This is a genomic window from Curtobacterium sp. PhB136, assembly GCF_004346855.1.
GTDB lineage: Bacteria > Actinomycetota > Actinomycetes > Actinomycetales > Microbacteriaceae > Curtobacterium.
Genome location: NZ_SMGH01000006.1, coordinates 509,162 through 532,920, shown reverse-complemented (window position 1 = coordinate 532,920; position 23,759 = coordinate 509,162). Strand labels below are relative to the sequence as shown.

The 23,759-nt window shown below is 72.8% G+C and carries 24 protein-coding genes; 16 read left to right on the top strand and 8 right to left on the bottom strand.

Features of this window, described 5'->3' with window-relative positions:
• Positions 1-184: 184 nt before the first annotated feature.
• The 4 genes from EDF27_RS12015 to EDF27_RS12000 all read left to right on the top strand — a co-directional run bounded on the left by EDF27_RS12015 (position 185) and on the right by EDF27_RS12000 (position 6,223).
• Entirely contained in the window at positions 185-664 is a 480-nt protein-coding gene (locus EDF27_RS12015; RefSeq protein WP_243698323.1) for a hypothetical protein, read from the top strand.
• A gap of 118 nt (positions 665-782) precedes the next feature.
• A complete protein-coding gene (locus tag EDF27_RS12010; RefSeq protein ID WP_165931467.1) occupies positions 783-1,925 on the top strand; it encodes a signal peptidase I in 1,143 nt (380 codons plus the stop codon).
• 117 nt (positions 1,926-2,042) lie between these two features.
• Positions 2,043-3,212: an exonuclease SbcCD subunit D gene (locus EDF27_RS12005; protein ID WP_132048951.1), complete on the top strand. Its 1,170-nt coding sequence runs from the start codon at positions 2,043-2,045 to the stop codon at positions 3,210-3,212.
• Positions 3,212-6,223: an SMC family ATPase gene (locus EDF27_RS12000; protein ID WP_132048949.1), complete on the top strand. Its 3,012-nt coding sequence runs from the start codon at positions 3,212-3,214 to the stop codon at positions 6,221-6,223. Before EDF27_RS12005 ends, EDF27_RS12000 begins: the two co-directional genes overlap by 1 nt.
• Positions 6,224-6,297: 74 nt before the next feature.
• Here the strand turns inward: EDF27_RS12000 and EDF27_RS11995 are convergent, their stop codons facing one another.
• Positions 6,298-6,480: a hypothetical protein gene (locus EDF27_RS11995; protein WP_243698322.1), complete on the bottom strand. Its 183-nt coding sequence runs from the start codon at positions 6,478-6,480 to the stop codon at positions 6,298-6,300.
• Entirely contained in the window at positions 6,477-7,256 is a 780-nt protein-coding gene (locus tag EDF27_RS11990; protein ID WP_123703397.1) for a class E sortase, read from the bottom strand. Before EDF27_RS11990 ends, EDF27_RS11995 begins: the two co-directional genes overlap by 4 nt.
• A gap of 108 nt (positions 7,257-7,364) precedes the next feature.
• Between EDF27_RS11990 and EDF27_RS11985 the strand changes: the two genes are divergently transcribed.
• Positions 7,365-7,799: a GNAT family acetyltransferase gene (locus tag EDF27_RS11985; RefSeq protein ID WP_123703395.1), complete on the top strand. Its 435-nt coding sequence runs from the start codon at positions 7,365-7,367 to the stop codon at positions 7,797-7,799.
• 18 nt (positions 7,800-7,817) lie between these two features.
• On the opposite strand, the gene EDF27_RS11980 is transcribed toward EDF27_RS11985, so the two are convergent.
• On the bottom strand, positions 7,818-8,762 hold the full coding sequence (locus tag EDF27_RS11980; RefSeq protein ID WP_123703393.1) for an EamA family transporter: 945 nt from the start codon (positions 8,760-8,762) through the stop codon (positions 7,818-7,820).
• A gap of 36 nt (positions 8,763-8,798) precedes the next feature.
• On the opposite strand from EDF27_RS11980, the gene EDF27_RS11975 reads away from it, so the two are divergent.
• From EDF27_RS11975 to EDF27_RS11950, 6 genes are all read left to right on the top strand, one after another.
• A complete protein-coding gene (locus tag EDF27_RS11975) occupies positions 8,799-9,959 on the top strand; it encodes a CPBP family intramembrane glutamic endopeptidase (RefSeq protein ID WP_132048947.1) in 1,161 nt (386 codons plus the stop codon).
• Between the two features lie 9 nt (positions 9,960-9,968).
• Positions 9,969-11,816 carry a DNA helicase RecQ gene (gene recQ / locus EDF27_RS11970; protein WP_132048945.1) on the top strand — a complete coding sequence of 616 codons (1,848 nt, stop codon included), beginning with the start codon at positions 9,969-9,971 and terminating at the stop codon, positions 11,814-11,816.
• Between the two features lie 97 nt (positions 11,817-11,913).
• On the top strand, positions 11,914-12,645 hold the full coding sequence (locus EDF27_RS11965) for a lysophospholipid acyltransferase family protein (RefSeq protein ID WP_132048943.1): 732 nt from the start codon (positions 11,914-11,916) through the stop codon (positions 12,643-12,645).
• A 115-nt stretch (positions 12,646-12,760) separates the two neighbouring features.
• Positions 12,761-13,087: a hypothetical protein gene (locus EDF27_RS11960; protein WP_123654370.1), complete on the top strand. Its 327-nt coding sequence runs from the start codon at positions 12,761-12,763 to the stop codon at positions 13,085-13,087.
• A 17-nt stretch (positions 13,088-13,104) separates the two neighbouring features.
• A complete protein-coding gene (locus tag EDF27_RS19935) occupies positions 13,105-14,109 on the top strand; it encodes a peptidoglycan DD-metalloendopeptidase family protein (protein ID WP_207909613.1) in 1,005 nt (334 codons plus the stop codon).
• 206 nt (positions 14,110-14,315) lie between these two features.
• Positions 14,316-15,242: an NAD(P)-dependent oxidoreductase gene (locus tag EDF27_RS11950; protein ID WP_279433188.1), complete on the top strand. Its 927-nt coding sequence runs from the start codon at positions 14,316-14,318 to the stop codon at positions 15,240-15,242.
• Here EDF27_RS11950 and EDF27_RS19715 read toward each other — a convergent pair whose 3' ends face one another.
• Complete coding sequence (locus tag EDF27_RS19715) at positions 15,243-15,443, bottom strand: hypothetical protein (protein ID WP_123654367.1); 201 nt, start codon at positions 15,441-15,443, stop codon at positions 15,243-15,245.
• Between the two features lie 326 nt (positions 15,444-15,769).
• Between EDF27_RS19715 and EDF27_RS11945 the strand changes: the two genes are divergently transcribed.
• Complete coding sequence (locus EDF27_RS11945) at positions 15,770-16,666, top strand: alpha-E domain-containing protein (protein WP_165931465.1); 897 nt, start codon at positions 15,770-15,772, stop codon at positions 16,664-16,666.
• A gap of 116 nt (positions 16,667-16,782) precedes the next feature.
• Here the strand turns inward: EDF27_RS11945 and EDF27_RS11940 are convergent, their stop codons facing one another.
• Both EDF27_RS11940 and EDF27_RS11935 read right to left on the bottom strand, forming a co-directional pair.
• Entirely contained in the window at positions 16,783-18,129 is a 1,347-nt protein-coding gene (locus tag EDF27_RS11940; RefSeq protein WP_132048937.1) for an MFS transporter, read from the bottom strand.
• Positions 18,126-18,575, bottom strand: coding sequence for a MarR family transcriptional regulator (locus EDF27_RS11935; RefSeq protein WP_123703385.1), 450 nt, complete (start codon positions 18,573-18,575; stop codon positions 18,126-18,128). The genes EDF27_RS11940 and EDF27_RS11935 overlap by 4 nt, the downstream gene beginning before the upstream one ends.
• A 126-nt stretch (positions 18,576-18,701) precedes the next feature.
• Here EDF27_RS11935 and EDF27_RS11930 point away from each other — a divergent pair, with 126 nt between their 5' ends.
• Entirely contained in the window at positions 18,702-19,454 is a 753-nt protein-coding gene (locus tag EDF27_RS11930; RefSeq protein ID WP_132048935.1) for an SDR family oxidoreductase, read from the top strand.
• Positions 19,455-19,815: 361 nt separating this feature from the next.
• Here the strand turns inward: EDF27_RS11930 and EDF27_RS11925 are convergent, their stop codons facing one another.
• Complete coding sequence (locus EDF27_RS11925) at positions 19,816-20,745, bottom strand: acetamidase/formamidase family protein (protein WP_132048933.1); 930 nt, start codon at positions 20,743-20,745, stop codon at positions 19,816-19,818.
• 41 nt (positions 20,746-20,786) lie between these two features.
• On the opposite strand from EDF27_RS11925, the gene EDF27_RS11920 reads away from it, so the two are divergent.
• From EDF27_RS11920 to EDF27_RS11910, 3 genes are all read left to right on the top strand, one after another.
• Entirely contained in the window at positions 20,787-21,656 is an 870-nt protein-coding gene (locus tag EDF27_RS11920) for an alpha/beta hydrolase (protein WP_123654361.1), read from the top strand.
• A 77-nt stretch (positions 21,657-21,733) separates the two neighbouring features.
• Complete coding sequence (locus EDF27_RS11915; RefSeq protein ID WP_123654360.1) at positions 21,734-22,783, top strand: biotin/lipoate A/B protein ligase family protein; 1,050 nt, start codon at positions 21,734-21,736, stop codon at positions 22,781-22,783.
• A 226-nt stretch (positions 22,784-23,009) separates the two neighbouring features.
• Positions 23,010-23,339 carry a hypothetical protein gene (locus tag EDF27_RS11910; protein WP_123703379.1) on the top strand — a complete coding sequence of 110 codons (330 nt, stop codon included), beginning with the start codon at positions 23,010-23,012 and terminating at the stop codon, positions 23,337-23,339.
• A 9-nt stretch (positions 23,340-23,348) separates the two neighbouring features.
• Here EDF27_RS11910 and EDF27_RS11905 read toward each other — a convergent pair whose 3' ends face one another.
• Entirely contained in the window at positions 23,349-23,633 is a 285-nt protein-coding gene (locus tag EDF27_RS11905) for a GNAT family N-acetyltransferase (protein WP_123654358.1), read from the bottom strand.
• Between the last annotated feature and the right edge of the window lie 126 nt (positions 23,634-23,759).

The following is a 23,759-nucleotide window of genomic DNA, read 5'->3' as shown; positions in this document are numbered from 1 at the left end:
GGCCAACCACCGCGGGTCCGGCCGAACCCACCGATCAGCCCTCTTCTTCCTCTCGGAGTACCGCCATGTCCCGTGTCACCCCTCGCGCCGTCGTCTCGCCGCCTGGATCGCCATCCCCGCCGCCCTCGTCGCCTCGGGTGTCGTCGTCTCGACGGCTTCCTACTCGGCGTTCTCCGCCACCACGGTGAACCCGACCAGCAACTGGACCGCCGGCACCGTCGCCCTCAGCGACGACGACAACAACACCGCGCTCTTCACCGCGACCGGCCTGAAGCCCGGCTCGACCGGCACGAACTGCATCACGGTCACCTCGACCGGTTCGCTCGCCTCGACCGTCAAGCTCTACGGCACCAACCCCGCGACCACGAACAACCTCGCATCCAACATCAACCTGACCATCGAGCAGGGCACCGGCGGTGGCTTCGGCTCCTGCACCGGCTTCACCCCGGCCACCACGAGCGGCACGCTCTACAGCGGCACGGTCGCCGCCTTCGGCTCCGCCTCCACCAACTTCGCCACCGGCGTCGGCACGTGGGCACCGACCGGCTCCGCGTCCGAGTCCAAGGTCTACCGCGTGACCTACACGGTCCCCACCGCCGCCCCGAACACGATCCAGGGCGGCACCGCGTCCCTCGGACTCACGTGGGAGGCCCAGAACAGCTGAGGCCCGGACCCCTCCAGGCGCGCGCAGCGTGCCCGGCCGGATCCCTCCGTGACGACCGGGACCGCACCCGATGCGGGCCCGTCCGCCACACACAGCACGCCCCCAGTCGAAGGCAGCCATGGTCAGCATCGAGGTCAGCGGACCGCACGCACCGCGTGCACCGCACGATGCGCTCAGGGACGCCGCCGACTGGGGGCGTGTCGTCGTCGCCACGCTCGCCCGGGGCGTCGTCGCGACGCTCCTCGGCCTGGCGCTCTGGGCGGCCGCGCCGGCCGTGATCGGCTGGCAGCCCACCACGGTCATGACGGGGTCGATGGAGCCGCGGCTCGTCCCCGGCGACGTCGTCGTGTCCCGTCCCGTCGCGCCGGCGCAGCTCCGGCTCGGTCAGGTCCTGCTCGCCGACGACCCGGACCAGCCGGGACACCTCCGCATGCACCGGTACGTCAAGGCCGGGACCGCCGGGACGCTCGTCACCAAGGGCGACGCGAACCCGCAGCGGGACTCCACCCCGATCGAGCGGTCGGCCGTGCACGGGGTCGCGTTCCTGCGCATCCCGTTCGTCGGGACGCCGATCGTCTGGCTGCGCGACGGCGAGTGGCACAAGGTGGTCCTCCTCGCGCTGGCCCTGACCGCGATGCTGTACCTCGGCACGATCGACGGGTCGCTGCGGCGGCTCGGTTCCGCTCCCGACGACGGCTCCGACGGCGACGACGGTCTGGAGGCTCCCACCGGGTCCGCCCCGCCCGTCGCCTCGACTGCGTCCACCGTTGCCGGGCCCCGCTCGCGTCGCGCCCTCCGCCGTCGCGCCCGACGGGTGCGCCGGCTCCGCCGGAGCGGCGCGGTGGCCGCCGTCGTGCTCGTCGCCGGCGGACTCGGCGTGCTGCTGCCCGCACAGGCCGTCGCCGCGCCGTGGACGAAGACGACGGTCAACCCGACGACGAGCTTCGCGACGGCGACGGCCACCGCGGTGACGGCGCTCACCTGCACGAACAACGCCGACAACACCGTCACGATCGGGTGGACCTACCCCGGGGCCGCCGGGGTCCCGACGTCGTTCGACGTGCTGATGGGGACGACCGTGGTCGGGACCGCGACGGGGTCCGCCAGCTCGGCGCGGGTCGCCGGCAGCGGCATCCTCAGCCTCGGCGCGACCGTCACCGTGAACGTCCGGACGAACCTCGGCGGGACCTGGAGCGCGACCAGCTCGTCGACGGCGAAGATCAAGACGGCGGTCATCGGCACGAACCTCACCTGCGGCTGAGCGGCTGAGCGGCTGAGCGGCTGGCTCCGGGTTCCGGTCCTGGGTCCTCGGCCGGGTTGTCCACAGGTCGGGGCGCGGTGTCCGGGGATGTCCGTGGGCGGCACTACCGTGACGGACATGCGCATCCTGCACACCGGCGACTGGCACCTGGGCCGCACCCTGCTCGGTGCCGATCTGCTCGAGCACCAGACCGCGTTCCTCGACCACCTCGTGGGGGTCGTCGTGCAGCGCTCCGTCGACCTCGTGGTCATCGCCGGTGACGTCTACGACCGCGCCATCCCGCCGGTCGACGCCGTCCGGATGCTCTCCACCGTGCTCGAACGGCTCGCCGCCGTCGCCACGGTCGTCGTCACCCCGGGCAACCACGACTCCGCCGCCCGGCTCGGGTTCGGCTCCGGCGTCATGAACCAGCGCGTCCGGATCCTCGCCGAACCGACCCGCGTCGGCGACCCCGTGCTCGTCGACGACCCTGATGGTCCGGTCGCCGTCTACGGCATCCCCTACCTGCAGCCCGACATGGTGCGGTACGCGCTCGCCGCCGTGCCGGACGAGCCGCTCGCCCGGTCACACCAGGCCGTCGTCGGCGCCGCGATGGACCGCGTCCGCACCGACCTCGCCGACCGGCCGGGCACGCGCAGCGTCGTCGTCGCGCACGCCTTCGTCGGCGGCGCGGAACCGAGCGACAGCGAGCAGGACATCCGGGTCGGCGGCGTCGACAGGGTCGCCGAGTCGGCGTTCGCCGGCATCGACTACGTCGCGCTCGGGCACCTGCACGGGCCGCAGCGCGTCGGCGACTCCGAGCGCATCCGGTACGCCGGGTCACCGCTCGCGTTCTCCTTCGGCGAGCGGAACCACACGAAGTCGGTGACCCTGGTGGACCTCGACGCCACCGGTGCGGTCAGCGTCGAGCTGCTGCCGACGCCGGTGCCACGGCCCCTCGTCGACGTCCGTGCCGGCATCGACGCCATCGAGTCGGGGGAGTTCGCCCGGCACGCCGAGTCCTGGGTGCGGGTCGCCGTGACGGACCCGGTGCACCCGGAGCGGATGTACGCCCGCGTCAAGGACCGCTTCCCGCACGCCCTCGCCATCACCCACGAACCCGCCGACGCCCCGGCCCGGACCGCCGGTCGTGCGGTCACCGCCACGTCCGACCCGGTCGAGGTGGCTGCCGACTTCGTGACGTTCGCCACCGGCGGCGCACCCTCGGCCGACGAACTCGTCGTCCTCCGCGAAGCGTACGAAGCCGCTGCCGCCGCGCTCTCCGAACAGGACGGGGCCGCACGCTGATGCACCTGCACCACCTCGAACTCCGCGCCATCGGCCCCTACCCGGACCTCGTCACGATCGACTTCGCCGCGCTCGCCGCGTCCGGGGTCTTCCTGCTCGAAGGGCCGACCGGGTCCGGCAAGTCGACCATCATCGATGCCGTCGTCTTCGCGCTGTACGGCGGGCTCGCGGGCTCCGACGCCAGCAACGACCGCCTGCACAGCCAGCACGCCGACCCCGCGGTCGAACCCTTCGTGGAGCTCGTCTTCGAGACCGGGGCCGGGGTGTTCCGAGTCCGTCGCACGCCCCAGTACGACCGCCCGAAGCAGCGGGGCACCGGCACCGTCAGGCAGCAGTCGTCGGCGCAGCTCTCCCGGCTCGCGGACCCGGCAGACCCGGCGGGTGAACCGGTCTCGGCGCGCGCGCAGGAAGTCGGTGCGGAGATCGCGCGCATCGTCGGCCTCGACCGCGCCCAGTTCCTGCAGACCGTCGTGCTGCCGCAGGGCGAGTTCGCGCGGTTCCTGAAGTCTCCGGGGGAAGACCGCCGGAGGCTCCTGCAGTCCCTGTTCGGCACCGAGATCTACGACCGCACCGCCGATGAGCTCGCCGCCCGCCGCCGTGCGGCCGCGGCGGAGGTGGACGCCGCGGACGCCCGTGTCCGCGACGCCCTCGCGCGCTTCGCCGAGGCATCGGGGCGCTCCGCCGCCGACGAGCCGGACGTCCCCGCGGTCGTCACCGAACTCCGCGCGGTGGCCGACGCGGCAGCGCACGCCCGTTCCGACGCCACGGCCGCGGCGCAGCTCGCAGCCGACCACGAGCAGGCCGTCGTGCTCCGGCTCGCCGCGCTCGACCGCCGGGCGGCACTGCTCCGCCGGGCCGTCGCGCTCGACGACCGGGCCGTCGCCGTCGCCGCCGCGCGGGCGCGTCTGGCCCTCGCGGAGCGTGCTGCCCGGGTCGCCGCGGTGGCCGACGGGCTCGACGCCGCCCGGGCCCGTGCCACCCGGGCCGAGCAGGAGCGGGACGCCCTGCGCGAGCGGCACGGCGTGCACGACACGGACACCACGGGCGGCACCGCGGGCGGCACAGCGGGCGTGCGGGACCGGCTCGCCGAGGCAGTCGGAGCCGTCCGGCACCTCGTGCCCGTCGCCGAGTCGCTGCCCGGACGCCGTTCGGCGGTCGACACCGCGGTCGCGGACGCGGAACGACTCCGCGAGCAGCTCGCCGAACTCGACGCCGCGCTCGAACGCCGACCGGCCGAACGTGCACGCATCGTCGAAGCATCGCGTGCCGCAGCCGAAGCCGCCGGGGACGCCGACGCCGCCCAGCGAGCAGTCGACGCCGTGCAGGACCTCCGACGGACGGCCGCCGAGCTCGACGCCGTCCGCGCGCGGGTCACCGACGCCGAAGCCGCGGTCGGCGTCGCCCGCGCAGCTGCCACGGCAGCGCTGGCCGCCGAACAGCACCTCCGCGAACGGCGGATCGCGGGGCTCGCCGGGGAACTCGGGGCCGCCCTGACGCCCGGCGATCCGTGCCCGGTGTGCGGCGCGGTGGAGCACCCGGCCGTCGCGACGCCGCAGGACGACCACCCGACCCCGGCGCAGATCGACGAAGCGGCAGCAGCAGCACGGCGCGCCGACAGCGTGCTCGCCGATGCGGCGACCGACCTCGCGCTCGAGCGTGCGGAGCAGGACCGTCTCGCCACCGTCGTCGGATCGGTCTCCGTCGTGGACATCGACCGTCGTGACACCGAAGCCACCGCGCGACTCCGCTCGGCACGGGCGGCGGCCACGACCGTCGCGGAGCGCGAGCGGGAGCGCGCTGCGCACGACGACGCGACGCGTGCGCTCGAGCGGGAGCGCAACGACGTCGACGCCCGGCGCCAGGTGCTCCTCGCGACGAGCGCCGCCGACGCGCAGCGACTCGACCAGGACACCGACCTCGTCCGGGCGGCGCTGGACTCGCTGTCCACAGCGCCCGCCGCGCCCGCTGCGCCCGACGAACCTGCCGCTCCCGACGACCTGGCGGGTGCCGTCGCCGCGCTCGATCGCCGCGTCGCCGAGCTCGGTGCCGTGGTCGACGCCGAGGAACGAGCCCGCGCTGCCACCGCCGTCGCGGACGAGCGGGCGACGGAGGTCGCTCGCGTCGTCGCCGACCAGGACTTCCCGGACGTCGCGGCAGCGCGCGCTGCGCAGCTCGACGCGGCGGAGACGACCAGGCTCCGTCGCGACGTCGACGACGCCGACCGCGAGCGCGCCGTCGTCGACGCCGGACTCGCCGAACCGCCCGTGGTCGCCGCCGACGACGCCGAGGCACTCGACCTCGACGGTGCCCGAACGGAGAAGGCCCGAACCGCTGCCGTGCTCGAAGCCGCCACCCGAGCCTCGGTCACCGCCGAGGACCGGGCCGGCGCGACCGAGCGCTGCGCCACCGAGGTCACCCGAGCGGTCACGGCACGGGAGTCCACCTCGGCGCGGAGCCGTGCCGTCGTCCGGCTCGCCGACATCGCCGCCGGGGCGCCGGGACACAACCCGACCGGCATCACCCTCGGCACCTACGTGCTGATGCGCCGCTTCGAGGACGTCGTCGCCGCCGCCAACGACCGGCTCCGGTCGATGCTCGGCGGACGCTTCACGCTCGAGACCTCGGACGAACGAGAATCCGGCGTCCGGGCACGCCGCACCGGCCTCGCGCTCGCCGTGCGCGACCACACGACCGACACCACGCGTGACCCGAGGAGCCTGTCGGGCGGTGAGACCTTCACGTTCTCGCTGTGCCTCGCCCTCGGGCTCGCCGACGTCGTCCAGGCCGAAGCCGGCGGGGTCTCGCTCGGCACCCTGTTCGTCGACGAAGGGTTCGGCACGCTCGACCCGGAGACCCTCGACGACGTCATCGGGCAGCTCGCACGGCTGACGGCGGGTGGGCGTCAGGTCGGCATCGTCAGCCACGTCGAGGAGCTCAAGCAGCGCATCCCGGAGCGGATCGCGGTGCGGCGGGCACCCGGAGGCGGTTCGCGGGTGACCACGACCGTCTGATCCGGGGACCAGGCCGCACCGGCCGCGGCCGCGGGCGGCGTCGGGGCCAGCGTCGACGTCAGGACGTCAGGACGTCAGGGCGTCGGGGTCGCCGAGGTGTCCACGGTGCCGTCGGGCGGCGGCAGGATGTCCGCGGCGACCCACGGGAACACCCACGTGAACAGCACGAAGACGATCGCGGCGAGGAGCACGACCAGCTCGAGCACCTTGAGCGCGGTGGGACCCGGCAGGATCCGCCAGACGAACGGGAAGATCACTTGGCGGTCTCCGAGAGTTCCTTCGGGGTGCCCTCGGACGCGGGCATCCAGTAGTCGAGTTTCGCGTGCGTGACGTACCGCTCCTTCGCGGACCACATCGGGTGGCACGCGGTGAGGGTCAGCCAGCGGTCGCTCGCGGTCGGTGCGACACCGGGCTTGTTCGGCACCGGTGCGATCGTCTCGACGTGGTCGGGGGTGACGATCTGGCTGTCGGTGACGTCGTAGACGTACCAGACGTCGAAGTCGGTCTTCTTGTCGGTCACCCGGACGACGATCGCGTCGCCGGTCTTCAGCTCGGCGATCTGGTTGAGCGGCTTGCCGTAGGTGACGCGGTGCCCGGCAACGGCGAAGTTGCCGGGAGCGCCGGGCATCGCGGTGTCCTGGTAGTGCCCGAGGCCGATGGTGTTGAGCACCTCCTCACGGTCGGTGCCCTCACCGATGGGGCGGTCGTAGTCGGTGCCGAAGCGGGGGATCTGCATCGTGCCGAACACGTCGGTGACGTTCGGCGGCTCCGCGAGGACGGGCGCCGTGCCCCGGTGCTCGGTGCCCGTGCCGGAGCCGGTCTTCTGCTGCCCGAGGTCCTGCACGAGCGCCGTCTGCCCGGTGACCGCGACGACGTCGGTCCACCATGCCGTCCACAGCACGTAGAGCCCGGTGAGGGCACCCGCGATGATGAGGAGCTCGGCGATGAGCGACACGATCGCGCCGCCGACGGTCTGGCGGGGCCGCTGACCGCGCGCACTCGGGCGCTGCGGGAGGGTCTCCTGGGCGGTCACGTGGCTCCTGGTCCGGTGGTGAGCGTCGCGGTGGACGACGCCCAGGTCTATCAGACCACGGCGACGGCGCGGTGACGTGCTCCTCCACAGCACCGTTACCGTGGAGTGATGCAGCACGTCATCCGCCGTTTCGTCCCGGCCGACACCGAAGCCGTCGTCGCGCTCTGGGAGTCCTGCGGCCTGGTCCGTCCGTGGAACGACCCGCGGAAGGACATCGCGCGGAAGCTGACCGTGCAGCCCGAGTTGTTCCTGGTGGCGGTCGACGCCGACGACGACGGCGTGGTGGTCGGTGCCGGGATGGCCGGCTTCGACGGGCACCGGGGCTGGGTGAACTACCTCGCGGTGCGGCCGGACCTGCAGGGCTCCGGGCTCGGGCGGGCGTTCATGACGGAGTTCGAGCGGCTGCTCGCGGACCTCGGCTGCCCGAAGCTCAACCTGCAGGTGCGTGCGGGCAACGAGCGCGTGATCGGGTTCTACGAGTCCCTCGGCTACGCGGACGACCGCACGGTGTCGCTCGGCAAGCGCCTCATCCCCGACGCCTGACCCGCGCGCCGTCGCCGGTCACGCCAGGGCGAGTGCCACCGACGCCACGAGCGCCAGCCCGATGCCCACGGCCTGGAGCACGGTGAGCCGCTCGCGGAGCACCACACCCGCCAGCACCACCGTGCCGATCGGGTACAGCGCGTTGAGCACGCTCATCACCGGGAGCGTCGACGGGTCCGTGCTCGAGTGCAGCCCGGCCTGGATGAACACGTTCGCCAGCGCGTCGAGCACCCCGCACGCGACGATCACGAGCGCGATCCGGCGGACGGGCGCCCCCGCGGCCCCGGGGCCGGGAACCGCACCCGCCGGCGCCGGCGGGGCGGAGTCTGCCGAGCCTCCCGACCGAACAGACGTGACCGACGTGGCAGACGCGACCCGCGTCCACACCAGGGCCGCCGCGCCGAGCAGCACCGCCTGCAGCACCCGCGCCACCACCAGCGGTGCGACGCCGGAGTCGGCGGGTGTCTCGTTGAACGCGAGCACGATCCCGCCGAACCCGCATCCGGCGACCGCTGCCGCGACCACCCCGCGCGTCGTGAGCCGCGCTCCGCCGGGGTCCGGGACGGAGGCGACGAGCACCACCGCGACCACGGCGACGACGAGTGCGCCGACGGCCACGGGGGAGAGGACGGTCCCGCGGAGCACCGCGACGAGCACGGGCACGACGGCGGCGAAGACGGCGGTGAGCGGTGAGAGCACGCTCATCGGCCCGATCGCGAGCGCCGCGTAGAGCAGCAGCACACCGACGGCACCGGACAGCCCGCCGAGCGCACCCCAGACGGTCGCGGACCAGGAGAATCGCCCACCGACCACGACGAGTCCGACGAGCAGCGGCGCGATCCCGACGGCCGCACCGATCGCGGCCACGGTCACCGGTCGGACGCGCCGGGACGCCAGTCCGCCGAGGAAGTCCGCGAACCCGTAGACGAGCGCGCCACTGAGGCCGAGCAGGACGGTGAGCACGGGTCCCATCCTGCCCCGCCCGGTAGCCTGCGCTGCGTGAGCGTTCCCTACCACCGTCTCTTCCGCGTCGACGGCCGCTGGCGCTGGTGGCGTCCGCTCGTCGCCCTCGCGTTCCTCGCCGGGTGGTACCTGGTGTCGCAGGTCCTCATCACCGTGGCGTACTTCGTGCCGATCGGTGCGACGCAGGGACCGGACGGGCTGCTCGACCTGGAGCGGAGTCTGCAGGACTCAGCGCTCGACCCCACGGACCCGATCATCCTGAGCCTGTCGCTGGTGTCGCTCGTGGTGCTGCTGCCGGGGATCCTGCTCGCGGTGAAGATCGCGCGGATCGGCCCGGCGAACACGCTGTCGTCGGTGCGGTTCCGGGTCCGCTGGCGCTGGGCCGCGTGGTGCGTGCTGCCGACGCTGGTGATCGCTGGGGTCATGTTCGTCTTCCAGGCCGCCGGCACGTTCACGTTCGCCGGTGGTTTCGCCTGGAACACGGCCGAGATCGGCCAGTCGACGGTGTCGCTCGGCACCCTGACGACGACGATCGTGCTCGTCGTCCTGCTCGTGCCGTTCCAGGGCGCGGCCGAGGAGTACATCTTCCGCGGCTTCCTGATGCAGACGATCGGCGCCTGGATCCCGTGGCGGATCGTCGGGACGGTCGTCGCGGTGGCCGTGTCGACGGTGGTGTTCGCGCTGCTGCACATCCCGAACGGCTACAACGTGTGGGGGATCCTCGACGTCGGGTCGTTCGGCCTGGTCGCGGCCGTCATCGTGCTCCGGACCGGTGGGCTCGAGGCAACCGTGCTCCAGCACGCCTTCAACAACATCATGATCTTCGTGCTGCAGGCGCCGGGGTGGTCCAAGGTCGACCTCGACTCCTCGAACGGCTCGATCGGTGGCTGGCTGCTGACGCTGGCCACCTCGCTGGCGTACTGGGGCATGGTCGAGCTCCTCGCGTGGTGGCGGAAGCTGGACCGCACGTTCCCGGGTGCCGAGGCACCCCGGTTCCGTGGTGCGGTGCCGGCCTGGGCAGGCGGCAAGCGCTGGACCCGGCCGGGAGGCTCGGGCTGGCTCGACTCGCCGGCTCGCTCCGAGGGGGTGGCCGGGTCCGGTGCCGTGGGTGCGGCTGCTCCGGCGGGGGCTGCTCCGGTCGGGGCTGGTCCGGCGGACGCTGTGGACAACGCCGGTGGTGTCGCTGGTCGCCCGTAGGCTGGGCGGATGAGCACCACCGAGGCCGCTGCGGCCGTCACCCCGTCGAGCGCGGCCGCGCTCGACGTGCTGCACCGGGTCTGGGGCTACGACGACTTCCGCGGCGAACAGGCCGCGATCATCGACCGCGTCGTCAGCGGCGGGGACGCCCTCGTCCTGATGCCGACCGGCGGCGGCAAGTCGCTCTGCTACCAGGTGCCCGCACTCGTCCGTGACGGCGTCGGTGTCGTGGTGTCGCCGCTCATCGCCCTCATGCAGGACCAGGTGGACGCCCTCGCGGCGAACGGGGTCCGCGCGGCGTTCCTCAACTCCACGCAGGGGCCGGACGAGCGTGCCCGGGTCGAGCGTGCCGTCGTGCAGGGTGAGGTCGACATGCTCTACCTCGCTCCGGAACGGCTCCGGCTCGAGAACACCCGCGCGCTGCTCGACCGGGCGCGCATCGCCCTCTTCGCCATCGACGAAGCCCACTGTGTGGCGCAGTGGGGGCACGACTTCCGCCCCGACTACCTCGAGCTGAGCGTCCTGCACGAGCGCTGGCCGACGGTGCCCCGCATCGCGCTGACCGCCACGGCGACACCGCAGACCCACCGGGAGATCTCCGCCCGCCTCGGCCTCGACGACGCCGCACACTTCGTCGCGGACTTCGACCGGCCGAACATCCAGTACCGCATCGAACCGAAGACCGGTGCGCTGCAGCAGCTCCTGACGTTCATCCGCACGGAGCACAAGGGCGACGCGGGCATCGTGTACTGCCTGTCGCGCAACTCGGTCGAGCGCACGGCCGCGGCGCTCGTCGACCAGGGGATCCCGGCGCTGCCGTACCACGCGGGACTCGACGTGCGCGTGCGTGAGCGGAACCAGTCGCAGTTCCTGCGCGAAGACGGCATCGTGATGGTGGCCACGATCGCGTTCGGCATGGGCATCGACAAGCCCGACGTCCGCTTCGTGGCGCACCTCGACCTCCCGAAGTCGGTGGAGGGCTACTACCAGGAGACCGGTCGTGCCGGGCGTGACGGAGCCCCCTCGACCGCGTGGCTCGCGTACGGCCTGAACGACGTCGTGCAGCAGCGCCGGATGATCGACCAGTCCGAAGGCGACGCCGCACACCGACGCCAGCTGAGCGCGCACCTCGACGCCATGCTCGCGCTCTGCGAGACGATCGAGTGCCGCCGGGTCCGGCTGCTCGCGTACTTCGGCCAGGAATCCACGGCGTGCGGCAACTGCGACACCTGCATCGCGCCGCCGGAGTCGTGGGACGGCACCGTGCCGGCGCAGAAGCTCCTGTCGACGATCGTCCGCCTCGACCGGGAACGCGGACAGCGCTACGGCGTCGCGCACCTCGTGGACATCCTCGTCGGCAAGGCGTCACCGCGCGTGCAGGAGCTCCAGCACGAATCCCTCGCCACGTTCGGCATCGGCGCCGACCTGTCCGAGGGCGAATGGCGCACCGTCGCCCGGCAGGTCCTGGCGCAGGGCTACGCGACCGTGTCGAGCGACGGGTACGGCACGCTCGTGCTCAGCCAGTCGAGCGCGGAGGTGCTGGCCGGACGGGTCCAGGTGCTGATGCGCCGCGACCCGGTGAAGGCCCCGCGCGCCAGCCGCTCCCGTCGACAGGTCGTGTCGGACATGCCGCAGGAAGCGCTCGGGCTGTTCGAGGCGCTCCGGGCCTGGCGTGCCGGGCAGGCCCGCGAGCAAGGGGTCCCGGCGTACGTGGTCTTCAACGACGCCACCCTCCGGGGCATCGCTGCCGTGCGTCCCTCCGACGTCGACCAGCTCGCCGAGATCTCCGGCGTCGGCGCCGCGAAGCTCGAGTCGTACGGCCGCGCCGTGCTCGACGTGGTGGCCGCCGCCGACTGACCCGCTGGTCCATGCCGATCGCGGCATGTACCCGTCCGACCCGTGGCTACACTCGGTACCTCCCGCCCCGAGGAGGCAGCAGGTGTCCGGTTCGTCGATGTTCGCCACCGTGCTCGGTCGCGCCGTGGTGGCGCCGCTCGCCCGGGTCGTCTGGCGGCCGAAGATCATCGGACGGAAGAACGTCCCGAAGCGCGGGCCCGTGATCCTCGCGAGCAACCACCGGTCCTTCATCGACTCCCCGGCGATCACGATCATGGCGCCGCGGAAGGTGTCCTTCCTCGCCAAGCAGGAGTACTTCACCGGCAAGGGCTTCCGGGGCGCCGTGTCCCGGGCGTTCTTCGGCGGCATCGGCGCGATCGGCGTCGAGCGGGGCGCGGGTGCCGCTGCGCAGCACGCCCTCGACCTCGGCCTCGCACGCCTGCAGGAGGGTGAGGCCTTCGCGATCTACCCCGAGGGCACGCGGTCCCTCGACGGCCGGATCTACCGCGGTCGGACGGGCGTGGCGTGGCTCGCACTGACGAGCGGCGCTCCGGTCGTCCCCGTCGCCCTGCGCGGCACCGAGGACGTGCAGCCCGTCGGCTCCCGGATCCCGAAGCTCGCCCGCGTCACGATCGAGTTCGGCAAGCCGCTCGACCTCTCCTCCTACGGCGAGGCGTCGTCCGGTCGCGCCCGCCGGCACGCGACCGACGCCGTGATGGCCGCGATCCAGGCGATGAGCGGCCAGGAGCCGGCGAACGCCTACAACAACCCGCCGGCGGCCACGATCGTCGAGCGGGTCCGCCGGGTGCTGCACCGGGACGACCCGATCGAGGCCGTCGAACCCGACTGACCGTAGACTATTGCACATGTGAAATATTGCTGGCAGGATGTGCGGAGTGCACAGCGCACACCCGGGTCGTCCGAATCGACCCGGTCTCCTCGCACGTGATCGGAAGGTCAGCAGCATGTCCTCCACCCCGCTCTTCGACTCCGTCGCCCGTGACCACGACGGCGTACCGGCCGTGGCCCGTGCGACGTTCACCCCGGCTCCGACCTCGCCGATGACCGCTCCGGTCCCGTCGGCGCAGTCGATGTTCGTCCCCGCCGCACTCGTCGCGGCCATCGACGAGATCCCCGCCCGTGTCGGTTCGGCCCTCGCACACGAGCACGCCGTCCGCGCCGACCAGCTCGGCCTCGTCGAAGCGGTCGCCGACGCGATCACCCGCGCGGTCGTCGACGCCGTCGTCGCCGAGCTCGACCGGATCACGGCCGACGGCGTCGTGCGCGCCTGACCGCGTACAGCTGCCCGATGACGACGAACCCCGGGCTCCCGGTGCGCCCGCGTGGTGCCGCCCGGGACGCCGCGAACCGCGCAGCTGCTGCTGCTGCTGCCGCTGCCCGCATTCCCCAGTCTTCCGGGGTGACGGTGTCCCCTCCCGCCGCCCCGGAACCCACCTCCCCGGAACCGACTGCCTCTGGACCCGCTGCCTCTGGACCCACTGCCCCCGGACCCGCCTCCCGGGAGCCCGCCTCCCCGCGGGTCGCGCCCCCGAGCCTCCCGAGCCGTCGCAGCCGTCGCAGCCGTCGCCCGGTACGCTCCGCGCGTCCCGACCTCCTCGCCGCGGGCGCGCTCGTCGTCCGCGCGGTCACGACCCCGCTCCGTGCCCTCGGCGGAGCGGTGCAGTCGGCCCGCGCGATCCCGGTCACCGCGACCGCCGTGGCCGCGTGTCTCTTCGTCACCGTCGCCACGCCACAGCCGGCGAGTGCGAGCACCGTCGACGTCGGCGTGCTCGCGTTCGACATGCAGGAGTTCACCGTGCCCGCCGCCGCGAGCCTCCCGACCGCCCGGGACGGCTTCTCGGTCGGACGTGCGGGTGCGGCTGCCACACCCGTCGGCACGACCGACGGTCCCGCCTCCCGTCCGGTCGCCGGGTCGATCCCGGTCGCCGGCGGCTTCGGCGCGCGGTGGGTCCGCGGGTGCGGGGCGTGCTCGACGAACCACCAGGGCCTCGACTTCGCCGCGCCGCTCGGGACGGTGGTCGTGGCCGCGATGCCCGGACGGGTCGTCTCGGCGGGCGTCTCCGGCGGGTACGGCCAGCAGGTCCTCGTGCAGCACGGCGACGGCACGCAGACCCGGTACGGGCACCTGTCGCAGATCGACGTCCGCGTCGGGCAGCCGCTCGTCGCGGGGGAGCGGCTGGGTGCCGTCGGCAGCACCGGGGTCTCGACGGGGGCACACCTGCACTTCGAGGTCATCATCGGCGGCCGTCCCGTCGACCCCGCGACCTGGCTCGGCGCCCGCGGCCTGCTCTGACCCGCCCGCCCCGCCGCCGCCCGCCCTGCGCCGCCCGCCGCCCGACCCGCGCAAGCCCTCCGCCGGAGTGGTCCCGGAAAGCGACAGAGGTCTCGAGCGATGCCGGCGACCACTGTCGCTTCCGCGCACCACTCCGGCCGCCGAGCGCGCAGCGCCTCGCCCGACCCAGCTGACCGGCGCCGCGTGCCCCGGGCGTACCGTCCGAGGTGCCGGCGGCACCGTGCCGCGCGGCGGGACGGAGACACAAGGTGCGCGTGACGGTGCTGGGTACAGGGGCGATGGGAGCCGGAGTGGCGCAGTCGCTGCTCCGCGAGGGACACGACGTCACGGTCTGGAACCGGAGTCGTGACCGGGCGCTGCCGCTGGGAGAGCACGGCGCGACCGTCGCGGACGACCCGGGTGCCGCCGTCGCGGACGCCGAGGTCGTGCTGCTGACCCTGTTCGACACCGATGCCGTGGTCGACGTCCTCGAGCAGGCAGCCGGAGAAGCACCCGAGGACGCGGTGTGGGTGCAGAGCTCCACGGTCGGGGTCGACGGCACCGAGACCGTCGTGCAGATCGCCGCGAAGTACGGCATCACCCTCGTCGAGGCGATGATGCTCGGCACGAAGGCCCCCGCGGAGCAGGGCAAGCTGACGATGCTCGCCGCGGGACCGGCCGAGACGCTCGACCGCATCGACCCGGTGCTCGACGCGATCGGCGTGAAGACCGTCCGCGCGGGCGACCAGGTCGGGCAGGCGACCGCGCTGAAGCTCGCCGCCAACGCCTGGATCGCGTCGATCACCGCGGCGACCGGACAGTCGCTCGCGATCGCGCAGGCGCTCGGGATCGACCCGGCGCTGTTCCTGGAGGCGATCGACGGCTCCGCGAGTGACTCCGCGTACGCCCACACGAAGGGCGAGTCCCTGCTCAAGGGTGAGTTCCCGGCGCAGTTCGCGCTCGACGGACTCCGGAAGGACATCGGCCTGATCACCGACGCGGCCCGCTCCGCCGGGGTGTCGACGACCCTGCTCGACGCGCTCGGCCGGGTCTACGCCGACGCGAGCGCGGCAGGTCACGGCGGGGACGACATCGCCGCGGTCGGCACGGCGTTCCAGGCCGACCACGGCCAGCCGGACCGGGCGCAGGGCTAGCTAGCGGCGGAGCCACCGCCGGAGGGCAGCGCCGAGCCGCCCGACGGCTTCGTCGTTCATGGTGTTCGCGAGGTCGAAGGCCTCACGCGCGGGATCGCCGCCGTCCCGGATACGACGGAGTGCGGCGTCGGCGCGGGCCCGTGCGTCGAGCTCGGCGAGGGGCATGTCGTCCTCGGGCTCGTGCGGACGCGTCTCGGTCATCGCCCCAGGCTACGCTCGCGCGGTCGACGCTCCTGGTGCGGTTCGGCGGCGGAAGCGACACCGCCCCGGACTTCGCGCCGCGCATTCGTGTGCGCGTTGTCGCTCGCCACGATGAGCACGCATCGAGCGACAAGGACCCGGGGGATGCGCGGCGCAGAACTCCGCAGCTTGTCGCATCGCTCGCATCCGCCGCGCCCGCATCTGCCACCGCCGCCGCGCACGCACCGCGCCCGCACCCGGCCCGCGCACCACGCAACACCGGTGACGCGGCCCGGAAACACCGCTGCAATCCGAGGTCAGTAGGTTTCCGACATGCAGGAGCCGCGGTGCTGAGCCGACTCGCCGGGAGCGTGTTCCGCGTGGGGGCATCGGTCGAACGCGCCGACGTGATCGCGCGGCTCCTCGACGTGTACCTCGCCCGTCCGGAGGCCGCCGCGGGACCGGGGGAGCGCCTGACCGCCCGCGAGCTCCGGACCGTCGCCGGAGCACCCGTGCGGCCGTCGACGGTGTTCGACCGTGCCGCCACGCTCGAGTCCCTCGCGCTCGACCGGCACGAACCGGCCTCCATCGCCGGCGCGGTCGCCGTCGCCCGTGACGATGCCCGCCGTGCCCGGGACGTCGTGTCGACCGAGCTCTGGGACTGCCTCAACGTGACCAGGTCCCGGATGCCGCGGAAGATCGCCGCGGGTCGGGAGCACGAGTTCCTCGGGTGGGTCCGGGAGCGCAGTGCCCTCGCGATCGGGGTCGTCGAGGGCGATGCCAGCCGGGACGAGGTGTGGGAGTTCTTCACGCTCGGCCGGTCCCTCGCACGCTGCGCCGCCACGGCACGGTTGCTCGCCTCGGACCTGCTCGATCCGACCTCGGTGGCGTCGTGGAGCACGGCGCTCCGGGCATGCGGCGCGGGCGAGGCGTTCCAGCGAGAGTCCCGTCCCGGTGCCCCCGCTTCGGAGGCGGCGGCGTTCCTCCTCCTCGACGACCGGAGTCCGCGGTCGATGCTGTTCCTCACCCTGCGCGCGGAGGAGTGCCTCGCGGACGTGGCCCCGACCGTGGTCACCGACGAGCTCGATGCACTCCGGGATGCCCGGCGTGCGCTGCAGTCGATCCCGCCGGCCGACGCCGTCGGGGCGGCCCGCGCGGCGGGCCAGCGGCTGGCCGCGGTCGCGGAGCGCGTGGCCGGCGCGCTCGACGAACGCGTCTTCGCGGTCGCCGAACCGACGCACTGAGCCGAACCGACGCACTGAACCGAACCGACGCACTGACGGTCACCACCCACCGGCCGGGAGGCTCGGCGCGGGCTGGCACCGAGCCTCCCGTCCGGCGCGTGGACGCGACCGACGTCTCAGACCGCGCTGGACCGGTCCGCGACCGCCTCGTCGCGCTCCAGGTCGTGCCGGACCGCCGCACGCGACGCGCTGGTCCCGACGACCGGGATCGAGTGCGTCACCGCCATGTGCAGGAGGTTGTCGGCGTCGTACCGCACGCGGAAGTGCTCGTGCCGGACGAGCCAGACCAGGGCGATGGCGAGTGCGACGAAGCCCGAGGCCGCACCGACGCCGATCGCCCAGCGGGGACCGGCGGCGTCCGCGATGGCGCCGACGATCGGGGCGCCGATGGGGGTGCCGCCCGCGAAGATCGCCATGTAGAGCGCCATCACGCGGCCGCGCATCGCCGGGGCGGTCGTGGTCTGGACGAGGGCGTTCGCCGTCGTCATGAAGGTCAGTGAAGCCAGGCCGACGAACATCAGGACGATCGCGAACGTCCAGTAGGTCGGAGCGAACGCCGCCGCGGTGCACGCCAGGCCGAACCCGGCACTGGCGATGACGAGCAGGCGCATCCGTGGACGCTCGCGGCGGGCCGAGAGCAGGGCGCCGAGCACCGATCCGATCGCCATCACCGAGTTGAGCAGGCCGAACTCGCCGGCGCCCTTGTGGAACTCCACCCGCGCCATCGTCGAGGTGAAGATCGGGAAGTTCACGCCGAACGTCCCGACGACGAAGATCATGCAGAGCACGACGATGATGTCCGGCCGGGTGCGCACGTACTTGAAGCCCGCGACGACCTGGCCCTTGCCGCGCTTGGCCCTGACCCGCTCGGCGAGCTGCTCCGGGTCGACGAACCGCAGCGCGCAGAGGACCGCCGCGAACGATGCGGCGTTGATGATGAACACCCACCCGGACCCGATCGCGGCGATGAGCACGCCGGCGACCGCGGGGCCGATGAGCCGCGCGGCGTTGAACGACGCGGAGTTCAGCGCGACGGCGTTCGCGACGTGTTCGCCGGTGACCACGTCGGAGACGAACGCCTGCCGGACGGGGGTGTCGAACGCGGCGACGACACCGAGTGCCAGCGCGAAGCCGTAGAGGGACAGCAGCGTCGCGGTGTTCGTGACGACCATGATGCCGAGCCCCAGCCCGAGCAGGCCCATGAGTGCCTGGGTGAGCATCAGCGTGCGGCGCCGGTCGAAGCGGTCGGCGACGAGTCCTGTCCAGGGGAGCAGGACGAGCTGCGGCCCGAACTGCAGGGCCATCGTGGTGCCGACGGCGATCGCGTCGTTGTGGGTCAGCTGCGTCAGGACGATCCAGTCCTGCGCGGTCCGCTGCATCCAGGTGCCGACGTTCGACACCAGGGCACCTGCGAACCAGATGCGGTAGTTGCGTCCCGACAGGGACCGGAACATGGCCGTCACTGGTGGGCCAGCCTCCTCATGATCTCGGTGGCGTCGGTGAGGACGCGTCGTTCGGCGGGCGTGAGCGCGGCGAGTCTCGGGGAGAGCCAGTCGTCGCGGCGACGACGGGTCTCGACCACGAAGTCGGCTCCGGCCGGGGTCGCGCCGATGAGGACCTTGCGGCGGTCGTCGCCGTGCATGCCCTTCGACACCAGGCCGCGCTCGATGAGCGCTGCGACGGTCTTCGTCATCGACGGCGGGGTGACCCCGTCGCTCCGGCTCAGCTCGGCGAGGGTCATCGGGCCGTCGCGGTGAACCCGTGCCAGGGCGGAGAACATCGCGTCGCTGACGCTCGAGTCGGCCTTCTGCGCGCGGAGCGTCCGGGACAGCCGGTTGACGGCGACGCGGAAGTCCGTGCTGAGCGACGGGTGCGGTGCGGCGCGTTCCGTGGTGTCGGACATGGTCATGATCGTTAGCCTAGCAAATTAGTTCAGCGAACGAACTTGTTGCCAACGGGAATTGTCCATGCGGGTGTATGGTTCTGGATCGTAGACAACACGTGTTGCCGATCAACGAGTAGGAAGAAGCACACAATGTCCGAGTTCGAGGGCAAGGTCGCCATCGTCACCGGTGGCGGCAGCGGCATCGGTGCGGCCATCGCGAAGGAGCTCGCCACCGCGGGCGCCAAGGTCGTCGTCACCGACATCAAGCTCGACGGTGCCCAGCGCGTCGTGGCGTCGATCGAGGAAGCGGGCGGCACCGCGGTCGCGTTCGAGGCGAACTCGGCCGTCGCCGCCGACAACGAGCGGGCCGTGCAGTTCGCGGTCGACACCTACGGCGCGCTGCACCTCGCGGTGAACAACGCCGGCATCGGCGCCGCCCCGCAGCCGATCGGCGAGTACGACATCGCCGCGTGGGACCGCGTCCGCGCGGTCGACCTCGACGGTGTCTTCTACGGGCTCCGCTACGAGATCCCGGCGATCCTCGCGGCCGGCGGTGGCGCGATCGTGAACATGGCGTCCGTCCTCGGCTCGGTCGGTATCGCGCAGAACGCCGCGTACGTCGCGTCCAAGCACGCGCTCGTCGGCCTCACCAAGGTCGCGGCGCTCGAGTACACCGCGCAGGGTGTCCGCACCAACGCGGTCGGCCCCGGCTTCATCGACACGCCCCTGGTCCGCGCGTCGCTGTCCGCCGAGGAGCTCTCCGCGCTCGAGTCCGAGCACGCTGCGAAGCGTCTCGGGACCGATGCCGAGGTCGCTGCGCTCGTGCTGTTCCTGCTGAGCGACAAGGCCTCGTTCATCTCGGGCAGCTACCACCTGGTGGACGGCGGCTACTCCGCCCACTGAGGTGGTGCCGCCGCGGGGGTGTCCTTTCCCGCGGAGGTGGTCGAATCGCGCGGAGGCAGTCGGGAGTTCCGACTGCGTACGCGCGATTCGCCTTCCCAGCGTGAGCGCGATGGGAAGGAACGCGCACCACGCGCGTCGGACGGGAGGCCGTGCTCACGTTCCCGACGTCGGGAGCGTGAGCACGGCCTCCCGTCCAGTGCTGTGCCTGCGTCGATCGCCCAGCCGCGGGTGCAAACGCGCGTGGGTGGTCGAATCGCGCGTGGGAGGTCGGGAGTTCGCACCCACCACGCGCGATTCGCCTTCCCAGGGCGGGCGCGATGGGAAGGAACGCGCGTCGGGAGCCACCGCGTCCGCGCGTTCGTCAGGCGAGGATCGCGCCGTGGGGGAGCAGCGCGTGCACGCCCCACGTCCGGTTCGCGACCTGGGTGACGCGCATGCTCACGGCGACGCTGGCCATCGCGAGTGCCTCGGCGCGACCGATGCCGTGCTCGCCGGCGATCCAGGACACCATCCGGTCGAGGGCGGTCGTCGTCGCGGTGTTGAGGTCCGCGTCGAACCCGAACGTGATGCGCCCGGCCGGGGTGTCCGCGTGCACGCCCTCGACCGGAGCCGTGTCCAGCAGGGAGAGCGTCATCGTCGTGGTCATGCCGCACTCGATCGCGGTGCCGGACACCTCGCCGTCGCCCTGCGCCGCGTGCCCGTCGCCGACGAACAGCAGCGCGTCGGGCACCGTCACCGGGAGGTACAGCGTCGAGCCGACGACGAGCTCGCGGCAGTCGATGTTGCCGCCGCCGATCGCACGCGGTGGGATGGTCGAGTGCTCCCCGGACGACTCCGGCGGCAGACCGACGACGCCGAGGAACGGCGCGGTGCGGACGCCGAGGCCGAGCTGGTTCCGTGCGACGCCCCGCTCCGGGTCGATCTCCCAGAGGAGCGGGCCGCGGGAGGTCGGGTCGGCGAGCCCGAGTGCGCGGTTCACCGGGGTGTCGACGCCGCCCGAGCCGGTGTAGCCCCAGTCGTCGGGGACCAGCGCGTCGAACCGCACGGCGAGGACCTGGCCCGGACGGGCACCCGCGACGGCGACCGGGCCGACCAGGCAGTGGCCGCGGCGCGGGTCGAGGAGCGTCGGGACGTCGACCCCGGGCTGCTGCTGTCGTTCGGTGTAGCCGGCGGCGCTCAGGGTGCGTACCGTCACGGTGTCGCCGGGTCCGACGCGGAGCACGGGCGCGCGCTCCGCGGTGAAGACGTCGATGGCGGACTCGAGGGAGGCGTCGATGCGGTGTTCGGTCACGCTCCGATCCTCGCAGGCGCGTGGTCTGGGAGGATGCTTCCGTGCCCACCTTCTCAGCTGCTCGCGGCGACTCCTCGTTCGTCGACGCGCACGGCGTCGAGATCGTCTACTCCACCTGGCGCGCCGGCCGGCCGAAGGGGATCGTGCAGATCGCGCACGGCGTCGGTGAGTACGCGCTGCGCTACGAACGGCTCGCGCAGGACCTCGTCCGCGCCGGGTACACCGTCGTCGCCAACGACCATCGCGGCCACGGGCGGACCGGCCTCGGGCAGTGGGACGGCGACCACGCGAAGCTCGGCAAGCTCGGGCCCGGCGGGCTCCGGGCGGCGATCGCGGCCGTCGAGCGGATGACCGCGATCGCCCGGGACGAGACCCCCGGCGTGCCGCTGGTGCTGTTCGGGCAGTCGTGGGGGTCGCTGATGGCGCAGCGGATCGTGAACACCTCGAGCGAGGCCTACGACGGCGTCGTCCTGTCGGCCAGCGCCTACCGACTTCCCGGGTTCATGAACAGCGGCGACCTCAACAAGCGGCACGCGGCGACCGGGCCGACGCGGTTCGAGTGGCTCAGCCGCGACCGCGCCGTGGTGGAGGCCATGTCGGTCGACCCGCTCGTCGTCGAGGCGAACGTGATCAGCCTGTTCGGGCTCCCCGACGCCGTCCGGCTGCTCGGTGTGCCGCGGCGGGGGATCCCGCACGACGTCCCGATGCTGCTGCAGGTCGGCTCCGACGACACGCTCGGTGGTCCCCGATCGGTGGAACGGCTTGCGCGGGCGTACCGGGGGCGCGGCGGGCTGTCGGACGTGACCGTCCGTGTGTACGAGGGGGCGCGGCACGAGGTCTACAACGAGACGAACCGCGACGAGGTGGTCGCGGACCTGGTGGGGTGGCTGGGACGGGTCGTCGGGCACTGACGGTGCGTGGCATCGGACGGGAGGCCCGTGGCGGCGCCGCCACGAGCCTCCCGTCCGTCGCGGCGTAGGCTCGGACCGTGCACGGTGAGTACAAGGTCCCAGGTGGCAAGCTCGTCGTCGTCGACCTCGAAGTGGTCGACGACACCATCCAGGAGTTCCGGCTGGCGGGTGACTTCTTCCTCGAACCGGACGACGCGCTCCCGCTGATCGACGCCGCCGTGAACGGCCTCCCCGCAACCACGGACGCCGCCGGGGTCGCCGCTGCCGTCCGCGCCGCACTGCCGCAGGACGCCGTGCTGCTCGGCTTCACGCCCGAGTCCGTCGGGGTCGCCGTCCGCCGTGCCCTGTCGCGTGCATCGGCCTGGAACGACTACGACTGGCAGATCATCCACGAGGGACCGATCAGCCCCAACGAGCACCTCGCGCTCGACCAGGTCCTCACCGAAGAGGTCGGCGCCGGCCGCCGCGGGCCGACCCTGCGCATCTGGGAGTGGGACCAGCCCGCGGTCGTCATCGGGTCGTTCCAGTCCCTCAAGAACGAGGTCGACCCGGAGGGCGCGGCGAAGTACGGCGTCGAGGTCGTCCGGCGGATCTCCGGCGGCGGCGCGATGTTCATGGACGCCGGCGCGATCATCTCCTACTCGCTGTACGTGCCGACGGACCTCGTGCAGGGCATGACGTTCGCGGACTCGTACGCGTACCTCGACGAGTGGGTGATCGAGGCGCTGAAGTCCCTCGGCATCGACGCGTACTACCAGCCGCTCAACGACATCACCTCGACCAAGGGCAAGATCGGCGGCGCCGCACAGAAGCGCCTCGGCACCGGAGCCCTGCTCCACCACGCCACCATGAGCTACGACATGGACGGCGCGAAGATGGTCGAGGTCCTCCGGATCGGCCGCGAGAAGATGAGCGACAAGGGGACCACCTCGGCGGCGAAGCGCGTCGACCCGCTGCGGTCGCAGACCGGGTTGTCCCGCGCGGCGATCATCGAGTCGCTGATCGGCACGTTCACGAAGCGCTACGGCGCGACGCCGGGGCACGTCACGGACGCGGAGCGGGCGCGGGCGCAGGAGCTCGTCGCGTCGAAGTTCGCCACGAGGGAGTGGCTCGAGCGGGTCCCGTGAGTCGCGGGCGCCCGCGCTTGCGCGCTGCGTCGGACGTTGCTCGGCGGCCGGGGGCCGTCGGCGGTTCTGTGGTACCGGCAAGCGTTGGTCGGCGGCCGGGGGAGGGGGGTACCCCGACCGCCGCGGACCCAGTGTGGGTGTCCTCCCCATGAACCACACATGTGGATCATGAGAATCACCCGCGCGGCTGATTCGGCGGCCCGGAGCGCCACGTAGCCTCGCTTGCGTGAACTGGTTGATCCTCCTGGGGGCGGTGGCCGCTGCGGTCGTCGTGACGTGGATCGCCGATCGCCTGGGGTGGATCGACCTGTCGAACAAGTCGACCAGCAGTGGGGGTTCCGGCGGTGTCATCTCGATGATGGACGAGGTCTTCGCCCCGACCCGCCACGAGACGCAGGCCGAGTACGAACGGCAGTCGCGCCTCCCGCGGGAAGCGCCGACGCCCGCCGACGACGACCACGACCTGCTCAGCGGGAGCGTGCTCATCAAGGTGCCGGCGGTGCGGGGCGGCGGCCGGCACGAAGCGCGTGCGGGTACGCACGACCGCTCGTACTGAGCGGCGACGTCAGCGCGTCGTGAGCTCCTGGTAGTCCGGGTGCCGCTCGATCCACGCGGCGACGTAGCTGCACTGGGGCACGACGCGGAGTGTGGACCCTGCGCGGACGTCGTCGAGCGCCTGCTGCACGAGGATGGAGGCGTGCCCACCGCCGCGGTGTGCCGGGTCCACCTCGGTGTGCACGAAGCGGATCTCGTCGTCGTCGGTCTCGTACGCGGCGAAGCCGATCACCTCACCGTCGTCGACGAGGGAGTACTGCTGCTGTTCGGTGTCGTTCCGGACCTCGAGTGCCATGCGGACGACCGTACCCGCGGTTCCCGGAAGCGCGGTGGAGGGGCCGCGTGGGCGTCGCTGTCCCGCGTGCGCGACGGGTGCACGCGCTGCGGAACGACGAAGTCGCTGTCGTACGACAGCGACTTC